Raw genomic sequence first — 13939 nt, forward strand, 5'->3', positions numbered from 1 at the left:
TCCTGTACACTTCCGTCATTCGGCCCGAAGTGGTGAACAGGGCTGCGCCATTTCCAGTGTACCGGCGGCAATCTCCTCGATATAGTGGCAGGCTGCTTGATGGCCGCTGTTCTGCTGAAGCACTTCCCGAAGCGCTGGAGCCTCGGATCTGCATAGGTCCTTGGCATACATGCAGCGGGTATGAAACCGGCAGCCGGAAGGCGGATTGATTGGGGATGGAACATCCCCTTTCAGGATGATTCGTTCCTTCTTGCGCTCGGGATCCAGCGTCGGGATGGCGGATAGCAGGGCGCGGGTGTAGGGGTGCTGCGGCTGCTGGAAGAGCGCGCGCTTATCCGCGATTTCCACAATTTTTCCCAGGTACATCACGATGATCCGGTCGGAGATATGGCGTACAACCCCGAGATCATGGGAGATGAACAGGTAGGTGAGCTTGAACTCGGTTTGCAGCGATTTCATCAGATTGAGTACCTGTGCCTGGATCGAGACGTCGAGCGCTGAGACTGCTTCATCGCTGATGATCAGCCTGGGATTCACGGACAGGGCACGGGCGATCCCGATCCGCTGTCGCTGCCCGCCGCTGAATTCATGGGGATAACGATTGGCTTGATAGGAAGCCAGCCCGACGGTCTCCAGAAGTTCGATGGAACGGGACCGGCGGTCCTTCTTCGGCACGACATTCTGAATGTCCATCGCTTCTTCTAGCACCTGCAGCGCGGTTTTTCTGGGATTCAGCGACGCGTAGGGATCTTGAAAAATCATCTGCAAGTCTTTGCGCCTTCGGGTCATCTGCGTTTTGTTCAGGGAGAGCAGATCCGTCCCTTCGAACAGCACCTCGCCGGAGGTCGGTTCATCCAGCCTTAGGATGGCCCGGCCCGTGGTGGATTTGCCGCAGCCGGATTCGCCCACGATACTGACGGTTTCCCCCTCATGCACAGAGAACGAAATGTCATCCACGGCCTTTACGACATTGACGGTGCGGCCAAGGACGCCGCCCTTGATCGGGAAATACTGCTTGAGATTCTTGACGGTTAACAGCTCTTTGCTCATGGGAGAACGTTCACCTCGCTTTCGGTCTGCCATTGATCCGTGTATATCCAGCACCTTACCTGCTGATGGTCATCCAGTGCCTGGAGGTCAGGCAGCTTGTCATAGCACAGCTGGGCGGCGTGCGGACAGCGCGGCGCAAACCGGCAGCCATCCTGCGGATCATAAGGGCTTGGGACGGAGCCTTTAATCGGCTCAAGCGTTTCTTTATCGACATCATGCCGCGGCAGCGAGTTCATCAGGCCGACGGTGTAGGGGTGCTTCGGGTGCTTGAACAGGGTCCGCACATCGGTATATTCCACCACTTTTCCGCAGTACATGACCGCTACGTCATCACAGGTTTCAGCTACAATGCCCAGATCATGTGTGATAAAAATAATCGACATTTGCAGCTTCTGCTGCAGTTCCTTCATCAGCTCCAGTATTTGAGCCTGGATGGTCACGTCAAGCGCCGTGGTCGGCTCGTCTGCGATCAGCAGATCGGGGTTGCAGGCCAGCGCCATGGCAATCATGACACGTTGGCGCATACCGCCGGACAGCTGGAAGGGATACTGGCGCACTCTTTTTTCCGGGGAGGGAATGCCCACCAGCCGTAACATGTCGACGGCTTTGTCCATGGCTTGTTTTTTGCTCAGATTCTCATGAATCTGATACGCCTCTGCAATCTGATCGCCAACGGTGAAGACCGGATTGAGCGAGGTCATCGGCTCCTGGAAGATCATCGAGATTTGGTTGCCCCTTAATTTGCGCATCTGCCGGTCCGATTTATCGAGCAGATTCTCTCCGTTATATAGGATTTGTCCTCCAACGATTCGTCCCGGATGAAGGATCAGCCGCAGGATGGACAAGGACAATATGCTTTTGCCTGAGCCGGATTCGCCAACGATCCCGAGTGTCTTCCCCTTACGTACGCTCAGGCTGATATCATCCACCGCTTTTACTTCTCCCAGGTCGGTGAAAAAAGAGGTCTGCAGGTTCTTGATCGTAAGCAGATTTGATGCGTGCTGTTCCATCTTCATCATGGTCTAAGCTCCCTTCGCTTTCAATTGATCTGACGGTATTTGCTGTTGGCTCGGAGCGGCACGATGTTGGGCTACTCATGAGCATATGCCCCAAAGTCCCGAAACAAAGTAATTTCAGTAAATGCGCTCCATTAGGCTAATGAGGATTTGGTATCTAATATAGGTGTGCAAAAAGCTCCCAAATAGCTCAGATTGTCTCAATTAGGGGTAGCTTTCGGACCGTGGTTCCGCTATTTGTTGGTTTTTAGCCATTTAGTAGCAGTACGAGGACACCAGATCCGCTATTGCAAGATATTCCGGGATTAATCCGTGGTTTTGAGTAGATTAACGGATCGTGTGTCCGCAAGGGCTCGAGAATAGGTCGATTCTGAGCAAATAGCGGATCGTGTGTCCGCAGGAAATCAAGAACAGGCTCGCTCCTCGGATCGTGTGTCCGGTGTTGGATTAAATGCCCCAAAGTTCCAAAACAAATTGAATTCAACTAAACAGGGGTGTATGTTCCAAAGTCCCGAAACAAAGTAATTTCAGTAAATGCGCTCCATTAGGCTAATGAGGATTTGGTATCTAATATAGGTGTGCAAAAGGCTCCCAAATAGCTCAGATTGTCTCAATAGGGTAGCTTTCGGACCGTGGTTCCGCTATTTGTTTGTTTTTAGCCATTTAGTAGCAGTATGAGGACACCAGATCCGCTAATGCGAAATATTCCGGGATTAATCCACGGTTTTGAGTAGATTAACGAATCGTGTGTCCGCAAGGTCTCGAGAATAGGTCGATTCTGAGCAAATAACGAATCGTGTGTCCGCAAGGTCTCGAGAATAGGTCGATTCTGAGCAAATAACGGATCGTGTGTCCGCAAGGGCTTGAGAATAGGTCGATTCTCGGCAAATAGCGGATCGTGTCCGCAAGGTCTCGAGAATAGGTCGATTCAGAGCAAATAGCAGATCATGCGTCTGCGCAGCACCCCAGAAACAGGCCATTCCTCAGCAAACAGCGGATACTATGTCCGCACAGCACCCAGAAATAGATCAAGTCCGGCAGGCAGCGAGTAGGGGGTCAATTGGAATCCTAACCAGATCAATCAATCGAAATCGATGCGCTTGTTGAAGTATCGGTAGGATATGTCCACGAGCAGATTGACAAGCACGAACATGACCGAGAGCACCAGTACAGTGGCCTGCACAACGGGAAAATCCCTCGCCCTGATCGAGTCGATCACATAGCGTCCCATGCCGTTCACGGCAAAGACGGACTCGGTCAGCACCGCCCCGCCGAGCAGGCCTCCAAATTCGAGGCCGATGACCGTAATGACGGGAATCATTGCATTTTTCAAGGCATGCCGGTAGACAATGATGCGCTCCCGGACACCCTTGGCACGGGCGGTGCGGATGTAATCCTGACCGATAACCTCCAGCATGCTGGAGCGGGTCATTCTGGCGATAATCGCAGCGCCGCCTGTCCCGAGCGTGATCACGGGAAGGACCGTCTGCGACCAGGTGCCCCAGCCGGAAGGGCGGAACCAGCCCAAATCTACGGCAAAATACTGAATCAACATGAGCCCCAGCCAGAAGTTCGGCATCGACAGCCCGAACAGGGCGATGAACATGACGCCGATGTCGGCAGGCGAGCTTTTTTTAACGGCGGAGATGATGCCTGCCAGAATGCCAAGAAATACGGCCAGGATCGTACTGTAGATGGCCAGCTCGACGGTGATCCAGAACCGGCTTTTGAATATTTCATCGGCGATGGGACGGTTGCTGCGGATTGAATCGCCGAGATCTCCTTGCAGCAAACCGCTGACATAGTTCCAATACTGCAGTGGCAGCGGATCGTTCAATCCCAGATTTTCGCGGATTTTCTCAACCTGCTCTTTAGGTGCCCCTTCCCCAATAATGACCTGCGCCGCATCCCCCGGGATGAGGTGCATCAGCAGAAAGACAACAATGGTGACGCCAATGACGACAGGTATCGTCTGAATAAGCCTTCGAATGGAATAGATGAGCATGGCCCGGCAGCTCCCTTCATTATTTTTTCATTTTCGGGTCAAGGACATCTCGCAAGCCGTCACCCAGCAGATTAAATGCGATGACCACGACAACGATCGACAGGCCGGGGAACAGGGCGACATGAGGGTGATCCATAATATAGTTGCGCCCATCATTCAGCATGGCTCCCCACTTCCGGTGTCGGAGGCTGGGCGCCAAGACCGAGGAAGGAGAGACCGCTGGCGGTCAGGATGGCAACCGCAATCCGCAGCGTAGCCTGCACGATGATGGGGGATGTAATATTCGGCAGAATATGTCCGAAGATGATGCGGCCGTCGCTCGCGCCAAGCGAACGCATGGCATCGATATATTCGAGCTTGCGGACGGCAAGCGTGGAGCCTCGGACGACTCTGGCAAAAGTGGGAATCGAGAAGATGCTGACTGCAATGATCACGTTAAACAGGTTTTTTCCGAGAACGCTTACAACCGCCAATGCTAGCAGAATGCCTGGAAATGCCAGCATGACATCAGTAATTCTCATAATGAGAGTATCCCATTTGCCGCCGTAATAGCCTGATATGATTCCGAGTACGACACCAAAAGCAGCTCCGATGATGACGGAGATAAAACCGACCGAGAGTGTGAGGCGCATGCCGTGGATAATTCGTGTGAATATATCTCTTCCGTTGTGATCCGTACCGAACCAATGGGCAGCAGAGGGTTTGAGCAGTTTCGTAGAATAGTCTACTTTGGTCGGATCATACTGGGTGAGCAGGGGGCCGATGACAGCGACAATAATCATCAGCAGGAGAAAATAACCCCCCCATAAGGCCGCTTTGTTTTTCCTCAGACGGTGGTAGAAAGATTTCCATTGTACGAGGCGGGTTCCATGATTACCGGATTCTTGTGGTCTGGCATCAGCGGTCATGTTATGCACGTGAAATCATCCTTTCTCAGAGTATGGATATCAGAATTGGTGTCGTAGAAACGGCAAGTAAATCTGGCTTCTTCTGGTATAAATATCAAATAGTAAAATATATGTTAACTGTGTATAAAATATTTTCCTATTTTGATTGAGAAGGGGGAGTTTGTTTCACATGGCAGGTAATAGAAGATTAAGGTGGCTTGTCTGTATCTTGGTCATACTTACCGTAGTGCTCTCAGCGTGCAATAGTTCAAGCAAGAGCAGTAATCCCGAAACGCCGTCAAATAACAGCAATACACCGGCTCCGGAGACAGGCAGCAAAGATCCCGCCGAGGGGACGACCGAAGCCGGTGCGAATGAGCTTGTGATTGCCTGGCTTTCTGATCCGCCATCCATGGACCCTCATATGTCGACGGACCAGCAAACGAGTGTAATGACAACACATATCTATAACACACTGGTGATTCATGATAAGGACCTGAACATTCAGCCCGGGCTGGCCGAGAGCTGGAAAGCAATCGATGAGCTGACATGGGAGTTCAAGCTGAGACAGGGAGTAAATTATACAGACGGCTCCCCATTCAATGCCGAGGTCGTAAAAGCGAACATAGAGCGCATGCAGGATCCGGACGTAGCCTCTCCGCGAGCCTCGCTTGTCGCCATGATTAAAGAGGTCAAGGTTATTGACGAGTATACGGTGCAGTTCGTGACCGAGTATGCCTTCTCGCCGCTGCTTGCGCATCTTGCCCATTCCGCGGTCAGCATGGTGAGTGCAGAGGCCATCAAGCTGGATTATGACAAGCTGAAGGCAGGTGAGAAAGCCGGCACGTACCTTGCACAGAATCCAGTAGGTACGGGCGTCTTCAAGTTAGAGAGCTGGAACCCCGGGCAGGAAGTGAAACTTGTCGCAAATGCCGATTACTGGGGGGATAAAGCGAAGGTGGATCGGGTGACGTTCAAGGTCGTAAGTGAAGAAGGGACGCGGATCGCCGAGATCGAAACGGGATATGCGCACATTATAGATCCGGTGTCGCCAAGCAGCATCAGCCGGGTTGAAAGCACAGCCGGCATGTCGTTGAACCGTCAAGCCTCGCTGAGCTTGTCTTATATCGGATTTAATAACGATAAGAAGCCGTTTAATGATGTGAAGGTAAGGCAAGCCTTGTCCATGGCCATCAACAAGGATGAGATCATTTCGGGTATTTATGAAGGTACGGGAATTCCTGCCGTGGGTCCGCTGGCACCGGACGTAAACGGCTATGATGCCACCGTAAAGCCGATCGAATATAACATAGACAAAGCGAAGGAACTGCTGAAGGAGGCCGGGTACGAGGGAGGTTTCTCCACAACCATCTGGACCAACGATAATCCGGAGCGCATCAAGGTTGCCGAGTATGTACAGTCCAAGTTGAAGGAATTGAATGTCGATGTCAAAATCGAAGTGGTGGAGTGGGGCGCTTATCTGGCCCAGACAGCAGAAGGCAAGCATGATATGTTCATCTTGGGCTGGTCTACGGTAACGGCTGATGCCGACTACGGCATGTATGAGCTGTTCCATTCCAAAAATGTAGGGGAGCCGGGTAACCGCACCTTTACGAAGAATCCTGAACTGGATAAACTGCTGGATGCAGGTCGTAAGGAGAACGATCCTGAACAGCGCAAGGCAATCTACAAACAGGCGCAAGAGAAGCTGGTTGAGCTGGCCCCGATGTTGTATATCCACCACCAGGAGTATTTAAACGGAGTCAGCAGCAAGGTCGAGGGCTTTTGGAGACATCCAAACGGTATTATGCAGCTGCATAATGTGTCAATTCAACCATAGTGATTTTATGAAATTTTCATAGTTTTGACCGGTTTTGATCTATAGAGGAGTTTATAGTGAGAGAGGACCGCCATTGGGCGGCCTCTTTGTTGGTTCTCTAAGAGAACCAGCATAAGCAAAGGGAACGGGTAACCGAACCGATTTAACATTGTTGAACTCTAAAAGCAAGAATCGAGATCGGTCAGCGACATCGTAGAAATTTTGGGAATTGGCCAGCCGCAAGTGCGTTGCCATCTGCGGATATTGAGTGAGGCAGGGCCGGTGATTGTCCTTAAGCCAGCTCTGATTCCCGGTACATACATACGGATAAGCAGGTCACGGCGATGTCATCGTATGGCCTGCTTCTTGGCCTGTATAAGCAAAGAATTTCCTGCTTAAGCGATGATCCCCATCAATTATTTTCCATGCCAAAACTCGTCCAAACAAAATAAGTAAATTTTATTAAAAATAAAACCATGTTATATTAAATTTACTAACGCCTTTGGAGAGGGGATAGGACGCATGAGTGGTTTGAAGGAAATTGCAAGGCTCGCGGATGTCTCGGTGTCTACAGTGTCCAATGTACTTAACGGACGCAAGAACGTGGGCCAGGATACGAGGGAGCGGGTGCTGAGATTATGCTCGGAACATGGCTATTTTCCACATAAGGGGACCAAATCCGATAAAAGCAACACGATTATATTTGTATTCAGCGACTTTGATCGCGATTATTATTTAAAAATCATCAAGGGCATCAGCCATTGCCTGACGGAGAACGGGTATGACCTCATCATCTGCACGAATAAATCCAGCACGAATTTCATGCGCAGCAAATTTGCAAGCGGTACCATAAGTCTGGACCGGAATATGACGGACGAATATTTGGTCTCTGTAGCTACGCCTCAATTTCCCGTTGTTCTCATGGACCGGATTATCGATAACGAGTATGCCAACACCAAGAGCGTGATCGTTGACAATTACCCTGTGATGTGTGAGATGGTTCAGGCTTTGGTGGATAAGGGGTTCAAAACATTTGGATACATCGGCGGGCTGGAGTTTACTTTGGACCATAAGGAGCGGTACGCCGGATTTATAGATACGCTTGCGAAGAACGGGATCGTCTTTGATCGCCGCAATTACTTTCATGGCGACTACAGTGAGGAAAGCGGATATCAGGCTGCCAAAATCCTGGTACTGAGTAACGTCTTGCCAGAAGTGCTGGTCTGCGCGAATGACAACATGGCTCTGGGCGCGATTAAAGCGCTGGAGGAGAATGGATTGCGGGTACCGGAGGATATCTCGATCACCGGATTCGACAATTCGGATGCGGCGGCCATGGCCGGATTGACCACGATTGCCATCCCCCGTTATGAAAGCGGTTATTTAGCGGCGAAGGAACTGTTGGAAATGATCAAGGGCACCACGGGCAGGGAACCCTTTAAACTGAATGCCACCATCCAGTGGCGGAAAACAGTAAAATAAAACGCAGGGAATTTAACTAGTAAAATATCTAATATTTTACTAGTTTTTTTACTTAATATTTTTATGAAAACGCGTACAATTTTTATTGACAATCTAGATAAACCGCCATATGATGGGTTTGTAAACGTTTTACTTTATAGAGTCCGTTAGGGGGAGGCGTGTCACTTAAAAAAAGTAAAAAAGGTATTAAGCATACTGACGGCAACCGCTTTGGTTGCGACACTTGCGGCCTGTGGCGGTACATCTGACAAAGAGTCTGGAGCAGCATCCGGGGGAGATAAGCTAAAGAAAATTACGCTCTTCCAATCTAAAGTTGAAATTACAGAACCACTTGAAGCCTTGGTTAAAACTTATAAAGAAGAGACCGGCAACGAGGTTGAAGTATGGGGTGCAGCGGGCGATGCCTATTCGCAGCAGCTGGTAGCAAAGCTCGGCAGCAATCAGGGACCGACGATATTCAGCGTAGCACAGGGACCCGAGTCCGAGAAGCTGAAATCCTATTTCTCCGACTTGAGCGGTGAAGAGTATGTTAAGAACATTGCGCCTGACATGGAATTGAAGGTCGACGATAAAACCGTTGGCGTTCCATACGGTGTAGAGGGCTTCGGACTTGTATACAACAAGGACCTGGTAGATCCGGCGAATGTGAAAGACCTGGACTCCTTCACCAAGACGATGGAGCAATTGAAGGCTGATGGCAAGAACGGTTTGAGCTTGTCCCAGGAGGCATACTTCCTGATCGGACACATTCTCAATACACCATTTGCGCTTCAAGCGGATCCGCTGGCTTATATTGAACAGCTGAATAAAGGCGAAGTGAAGATGGCCGACACGAAAGAGTTCCAGGAGTGGGCCAAATTCATGGATGTGATCAAAGCCAATGCCAAGAATCCGCTGGAAGTGAAATACGACAGCCAGATGGGTGACTTTGCAACAGAAAAAACGGCTATGGTGCATCAAGGCAACTGGAGTTACTCCATGCTTGCGGACTTCGGTGATTTCGGCTCCAAGGTCGGCATGATGCCGTTCCCGCTTGCGGGCAACGATAAAATCGCCGTTGGCGTGGCGAGCTACTGGGTCGTCAACAATCAGGCTGATGCTGATGAAGTCAAAGCTGCGAACGCTTTCCTGAATTGGCTGTTTACCAGCGACACAGGCAAGAAAGCCATCGTGGACGATTTCAAATTCATTCCGGCTTTAACGAATATTGAAGCAGGCGACCTGGATCCATTGTCCCAAGCGGTGCATGAGGCAACAACGAAAGGCGAGACGATTACTTGGGCACTGAACTACTTCCCGTCGGGCATCATCACAAATGACCTGGCTCCGGCGACGCAGGAGTACTTCATGAATCCGGGCATGACAGGTGAACAGTTCCTGCAGAAACTTGATGAGGTATGGGCGAAAGCATCCAAGTAAGAAGCAGGCAAAGCCGCTGAAGTGAAATAACAATTCCATGAAAACGAAAGCCTAGCCTCCGACGTTCTTATGATCCAAGAGCGTTAGGCTTTTGTTTTTTTCTAACACGAATTCAAGGTTTGATGCCGCCCGCGCGGGAATCATCCGGAACGGAAAGAAGGTATGGATTATGAGCAAAAGAAAGGACAAAGCCTGGTTTGCCCTGTTTACGGTGCCGCTTCTGTTTATTTTCACGACGGTCGTCATCATCCCGTTCATTATCGGTATTGTGTACTCTTTTGTGAATTGGGACGGTATTCCGGCCAATCCGAAAGTATTCGTAGGGTTTGACAATTACGTTCAGCTGTTCCAGGACGACCGATTCCTGTCATCGGCTTGGCATACGGTTCAATTCACGCTGCTTGCGCTGGTCTGCGTCAATATTTTAGGGCTTGGGTTTGCACTGCTCGTTACGACAAAACTCCGCTCAAGAAACGCGGCGCGGACGATGTTTTTCATGCCGAACCTGATCGGCGGTCTGATCCTGGGTTACATCTGGCAGTTTATTTTTACGGATGCCTTCAGTTTCTTGGGAGAGAAAACAGGGCTCGGCAGTGTGTTCTTTAACTGGCTGCTGCATCCGCAGTTTGCGTTGTATGCCATCGTTGCGGTGTTCACCTGGCAGCTGGCAGGTTATACGATGATCATCTATATCGCGGGAATCCAGGGGATTCCGGATGAGCTGATGGAAGCGGCCAAGGTCGATGGAGCAAGTCTGTGGCAGCGTCTGAAGAGCATTGTGTTCCCGCTGTTGATGCCTTCCTTCACGATCTGTCTGTTCCTGACCTTGTCGGGTGCGTTCAAAATCTATGATGTCAATCTGTCCCTGACCAAGGGCGGACCGAGCAATGCGACAGAGATGTTTGCGATGAATATCTTCAATGAGATCTTTGCTTACGGCAATTATGGCTTAGGTCAGGCAAAAGCGATCATCTTCTTCCTGATTGTTGCTGGACTCACGCTGACGCAAGTCATCATCACGAAGAGAAAAGAGGTGCAGATGTAATGAAGAAATCAGGTAAATGGCTGCTCGACATTCTGCTGTTCCTCTTTGCGCTGGTCTTCTTGTCTCCGGTCTTCCTCATGCTGATTAACTCGTTCAAGGATCGTGCGGAGCTGTATGAGAATGCGCTTGCGCTGCCTTCCTCCTTCAGCTTCGAGTATTATAAATCGGCGATGGAGAAGATGAATTTCTTCACGGCTTTGGGCAACTCGCTGTATGTCACCATCATCTCGGTTGTCATTGTCATCGTGCTCGCCTCCATGACGGCCTGGATGCTGGTGCGTACGGATAACAAGCTGAGCAAAGTCATTTTCTTCACATTTGTGGCAACGATGCTGATTCCGTTCCAGACGCTGATGATGCCGCTAATGCAGGTCATGGACTGGATTCGCAGCAATCTTCACATTCCGATGCTTAATACCCATGAGGGTCTGATTTATATGAATATCGGTTTTACTTCGAGCATGGCGGTCTTTCTCTACCACGGCTTCATTAAATCCGTGCCGGTGGCGCTGGAGGAAGCGGCAACGCTCGATGGCTGCTCCAAACTGGGTGTATTCTGGAGAATTGTGTTTCCGCTGCTGAAGAACATCAGTGTGACGATTGCCATCCTGAATGTCATTGCCCTGTGGAATGACTATCTGCTTCCATCGCTGACATTGTCCGACAAAGGGCTTCGGACCATTCCGCTCTCCACCTTCTACTTCTTCGGGGAATTCACGATTGTGTGGAACCAGGCGATGGCAGGTCTGACACTGACCATTATCCCGGTGGTTATATTCTATATTTTCGCGCAGAAATACATCATCAAGGGGATTGCGGCAGGTGCGGTAAAATGAGGCGGATCATCACGAGAGCGGACGATTACGCTTCCAGCCGTTCAGCCAATGCTGCGATTGCCCGAAGTGTGGATGCCGGTTTTATTAAAAATGTGTCCATTATGGCGCCCGGCCCCTATCTAGCCGAGGCCGCGCAGCTGCTGGCGCATCGCAAGGACATCTGCTTCGGGTTTCATATGACGCTGAATGCAGAGTGGGATAACGTACGCTGGGGACCTGTTGCCGCGAAGGAACAGGTTCCTTCGCTTGTCGATCGGGCCGGATACTTCTATCAGGACCCGATCTTGTTCCGGGATCATCCGCCTTCACTGCAGGAGATTATCGTGGAATGCGAAGCACAGCTTGATAAACTGACCGCAGCAGGGTTCAAGATTTCTTACGTGGACTCTCATATGCTGCCGGAACGCTCTATACCCGGGCTGCAGGAAGAGCTGGACCGCTGGATTGAAGCGAAGGGGCTTATCAACCATCGCGATTACTACAACTTCTTCCCGGGTGGTGTCCCGGACGGCGCCGATTCGTTTGAAAGGGTGCTTGGCGGTCTGACGGAAGACCAGTACTTCTTCCTGTCCCATCCGGCACTGTATTCGGAGGAAATGGTGCAGTGCGGCAATGCTCAAGTGGATGGGGAGGAACTGGCGCGCGGGCGTAATGAGGAGGCTTCCTTTCTTGCACGGGAGGACTTGAATGAGATTAGCGAACGACGGGGCTTTCGTGCGATTCGTATATGATGAAGCGGTTCCATTATCCGGTGTATAATGGAAGCGTACGGATGAATGTATCTTGTTAATACAGGGAGAGGCGAAAGGAAGATGAATATGAATACGGTTCCGTTATTGCCAAGAAGTACCCCCGAAAACCAAGGAATCTCATCACAGTCTATTGAACGTTTTATCGCATCGATTCAGGAGAAGGAGCTTGAGCTGCACAGCTTCATGCTGGTGCGGCACGGGCATGTCGCAGCGGAAGGCTGGTGGAAGCCGTATCAGGCGGACAAGCCGCACATGCTCTTCTCGTTAAGCAAAAGTTTCACCTCTACCGCGATTGGACTTCTGGCCGAGGAAGGCCGGGTCACGCTGGAGGATCAGGTGATCGGATTCTTTCCGGAAAATACGCCGGAGGAACCTTCTCCAAATCTGTCCGCGATGACGATACGCGATTTGCTTATTATGGGAACGGGGCATGCCCAGGAGCCTGCCATGCAGTCCGATATCTGGGTAGATGATTTTTTCAAACAAGCAGTAGAGCATGAACCTGGAACCCATTTTGTCTATAACAGCGCAGCGACTTACATGCTCTCGGCTATTCTGCAGAAGGTAACCGGCATCACGCTGCTGGATTATCTGCAGCCCCGTCTGTTCGAACCGCTTGGCATACATGGAGCCACCTGGGAAAGCTGTCCGAAGGGAATCAATACCGGTGGATGGGGGCTTAAGGTGAAGACCGAGGACATCGCCAAGTTTGGCCAGCTCTACCTTCAGAAGGGGGTGTGGGAAGGCCGCCGCCTGATTCCGGAAGACTGGATCGAAGAGGCAACCTCGAAGCAGATATCCAACGGACCTGCGGACTCCACATCGGATTGGACCGAAGGCTACGGTTATCAATTCTGGATGTGCCGTCATGGAGGATATCGAGGTGATGGCGCATTCGGCCAGTTCTGCGTCATGCTGCCGGAGCAGGATGCGGTCATCGCCATTACCTCCGGCCTTGGGGACATGCAGGAAGTGCTGGACGTGGTATGGGAGCATCTGCTGCCTGCCATGGGACCTGATAAGCTGCCGGCTGACACGGGGGCCGAGTCCTCTCTTGCTGGAGTGCTGCAAGAGCTCAAGCTGGATCCCCCAAGGGAAGAAGCGCGTTCCCCGATCGAGCAGGACATTACCGGAATTGTGTATGAGCTGGAGGAGAATGAGGATAAGCTGCATTCGATCTCCATTCGGTTCGAAGAAGATGGCGCTGTAATGGAGCTTGCGGGGGAAGACGGCACGAATTCGATTGCCTTTGGCCGCAATGAGTGGAAGTCAGGAACCACGAAGTTGATTATGCTCGAGGATAACGACTATGCCGCCTCCATGACCTGGAACGACCAGACGCTGAGACTGACGATCCGGTTGACGGAGACGCCGTTCTATTTAACCACGGATTGTACCTTCAATGAGGAGGGGATTCATCTCGCTTACTGGATGAACCAATCGTTTCAGGGCAAAGTGGTCCGGGAGATTAACGGCAAGGCCAAGGCGTAGAACATGTGATTTTTGCTTTTCTCCAAACGGATATGATGTGGTCGTCATCAGACCAATGGGCTAAAGTTTAATCAACCTGGCCTTTTACAGACTGAAATTATGTAAAAAGCTGAACTAGATGATGCTAGTTCAGCTTT

10 protein-coding genes and 2 pseudogenes are annotated in these 13939 nt (G+C 50.9%); 8 read left to right on the forward strand and 4 right to left on the reverse strand.

Annotated features, from left to right (window positions below):
- Window positions 1–15 precede the first annotated feature (15 nt).
- The 4 genes and pseudogenes from PVOR_RS03910 to nikC form a co-directional block, all read right to left on the reverse strand.
- Window positions 16–1050, reverse strand: a complete 1035-nt coding sequence (locus tag PVOR_RS03910) for an ABC transporter ATP-binding protein (protein ID WP_006207782.1) — start codon at window positions 1048–1050, stop codon at window positions 16–18.
- Entirely contained in the window at window positions 1047–2060 is a 1014-nt protein-coding gene (locus PVOR_RS03915) for an ABC transporter ATP-binding protein (RefSeq protein WP_036644147.1), read from the reverse strand. The genes PVOR_RS03910 and PVOR_RS03915 overlap by 4 nt, the downstream gene beginning before the upstream one ends.
- A 1087-nt stretch (window positions 2061–3147) precedes the next feature.
- Window positions 3148–4071 carry an ABC transporter permease gene (locus PVOR_RS03920; RefSeq protein ID WP_006207784.1) on the reverse strand — a complete coding sequence of 308 codons (924 nt, stop codon included), beginning with the start codon at window positions 4069–4071 and terminating at the stop codon, window positions 3148–3150.
- Window positions 4072–4090: 19 nt separating this feature from the next.
- A pseudogene (gene nikC / locus PVOR_RS03925) lies at window positions 4091–4988 on the reverse strand (nickel transporter permease).
- Window positions 4989–5148: 160 nt separating this feature from the next.
- On the opposite strand from nikC, the gene PVOR_RS03930 reads away from it, so the two are divergent.
- From PVOR_RS03930 to PVOR_RS03960, 8 genes and pseudogenes are all read left to right on the forward strand, one after another.
- On the forward strand, window positions 5149–6798 hold the full coding sequence (locus tag PVOR_RS03930; RefSeq protein WP_040680170.1) for a glutathione ABC transporter substrate-binding protein: 1650 nt from the start codon (window positions 5149–5151) through the stop codon (window positions 6796–6798).
- Between the two features lie 177 nt (window positions 6799–6975).
- Window positions 6976–7176: pseudogene (locus PVOR_RS29490) on the forward strand (ArsR family transcriptional regulator); the annotation flags it as partial.
- Window positions 7177–7299: 123 nt separating this feature from the next.
- Window positions 7300–8259, forward strand: coding sequence for a LacI family DNA-binding transcriptional regulator (locus PVOR_RS03935; protein WP_006207786.1), 960 nt, complete (start codon window positions 7300–7302; stop codon window positions 8257–8259).
- Between the two features lie 210 nt (window positions 8260–8469).
- The gene (locus PVOR_RS03940) at window positions 8470–9678 is read left to right on the forward strand and encodes an ABC transporter substrate-binding protein (protein WP_006207787.1); all 1209 of its coding nucleotides are present in this window, start codon (window positions 8470–8472) and stop codon (window positions 9676–9678) included.
- A 169-nt stretch (window positions 9679–9847) separates the two neighbouring features.
- Window positions 9848–10723, forward strand: coding sequence for a carbohydrate ABC transporter permease (locus PVOR_RS03945; protein ID WP_006207788.1), 876 nt, complete (start codon window positions 9848–9850; stop codon window positions 10721–10723).
- Window positions 10723–11559, forward strand: coding sequence for a carbohydrate ABC transporter permease (locus tag PVOR_RS03950; RefSeq protein ID WP_006207789.1), 837 nt, complete (start codon window positions 10723–10725; stop codon window positions 11557–11559). Before PVOR_RS03945 ends, PVOR_RS03950 begins: the two co-directional genes overlap by 1 nt.
- Entirely contained in the window at window positions 11556–12290 is a 735-nt protein-coding gene (locus tag PVOR_RS03955) for a polysaccharide deacetylase family protein (protein ID WP_006207790.1), read from the forward strand. Before PVOR_RS03950 ends, PVOR_RS03955 begins: the two co-directional genes overlap by 4 nt.
- Window positions 12291–12371: 81 nt before the next feature.
- Complete coding sequence (locus PVOR_RS03960) at window positions 12372–13802, forward strand: serine hydrolase domain-containing protein (protein WP_006207791.1); 1431 nt, start codon at window positions 12372–12374, stop codon at window positions 13800–13802.
- The last annotated feature ends 137 nt before the right edge of the window (window positions 13803–13939 follow it).

The sequence above is a fragment of the Paenibacillus vortex V453 genome (assembly GCF_000193415.1).
Lineage (GTDB): Bacteria > Bacillota > Bacilli > Paenibacillales > Paenibacillaceae > Paenibacillus_AQ > Paenibacillus_AQ glucanolyticus.

Excerpts from the sequence above, each read along its gene's own strand:
- PVOR_RS03935 (WP_006207786.1), top strand. The coding sequence starts at position 7,300 with ATGAGTGGTTTGAAGGAAATTGCAAGGCTCGCGGATGTCTCGGTGTCT.
- PVOR_RS03930 (WP_040680170.1), top strand. The coding sequence starts at position 5,149 with ATGGCAGGTAATAGAAGATTAAGGTGGCTTGTCTGTATCTTGGTCATA.
- PVOR_RS03960 (WP_006207791.1), top strand. The coding sequence starts at position 12,372 with ATGAATATGAATACGGTTCCGTTATTGCCAAGAAGTACCCCCGAAAAC.
- PVOR_RS03915 (WP_036644147.1), bottom strand. The coding sequence starts at position 2,060 with ATGGAACAGCACGCATCAAATCTGCTTACGATCAAGAACCTGCAGACC.
- PVOR_RS03945 (WP_006207788.1), top strand. The coding sequence starts at position 9,848 with ATGAGCAAAAGAAAGGACAAAGCCTGGTTTGCCCTGTTTACGGTGCCG.
- PVOR_RS03950 (WP_006207789.1), top strand. The coding sequence starts at position 10,723 with ATGAAGAAATCAGGTAAATGGCTGCTCGACATTCTGCTGTTCCTCTTT.
- PVOR_RS03955 (WP_006207790.1), top strand. The coding sequence starts at position 11,556 with ATGAGGCGGATCATCACGAGAGCGGACGATTACGCTTCCAGCCGTTCA.
- PVOR_RS03910 (WP_006207782.1), bottom strand. The coding sequence starts at position 1,050 with ATGAGCAAAGAGCTGTTAACCGTCAAGAATCTCAAGCAGTATTTCCCG.
- PVOR_RS03920 (WP_006207784.1), bottom strand. The coding sequence starts at position 4,071 with ATGCTCATCTATTCCATTCGAAGGCTTATTCAGACGATACCTGTCGTC.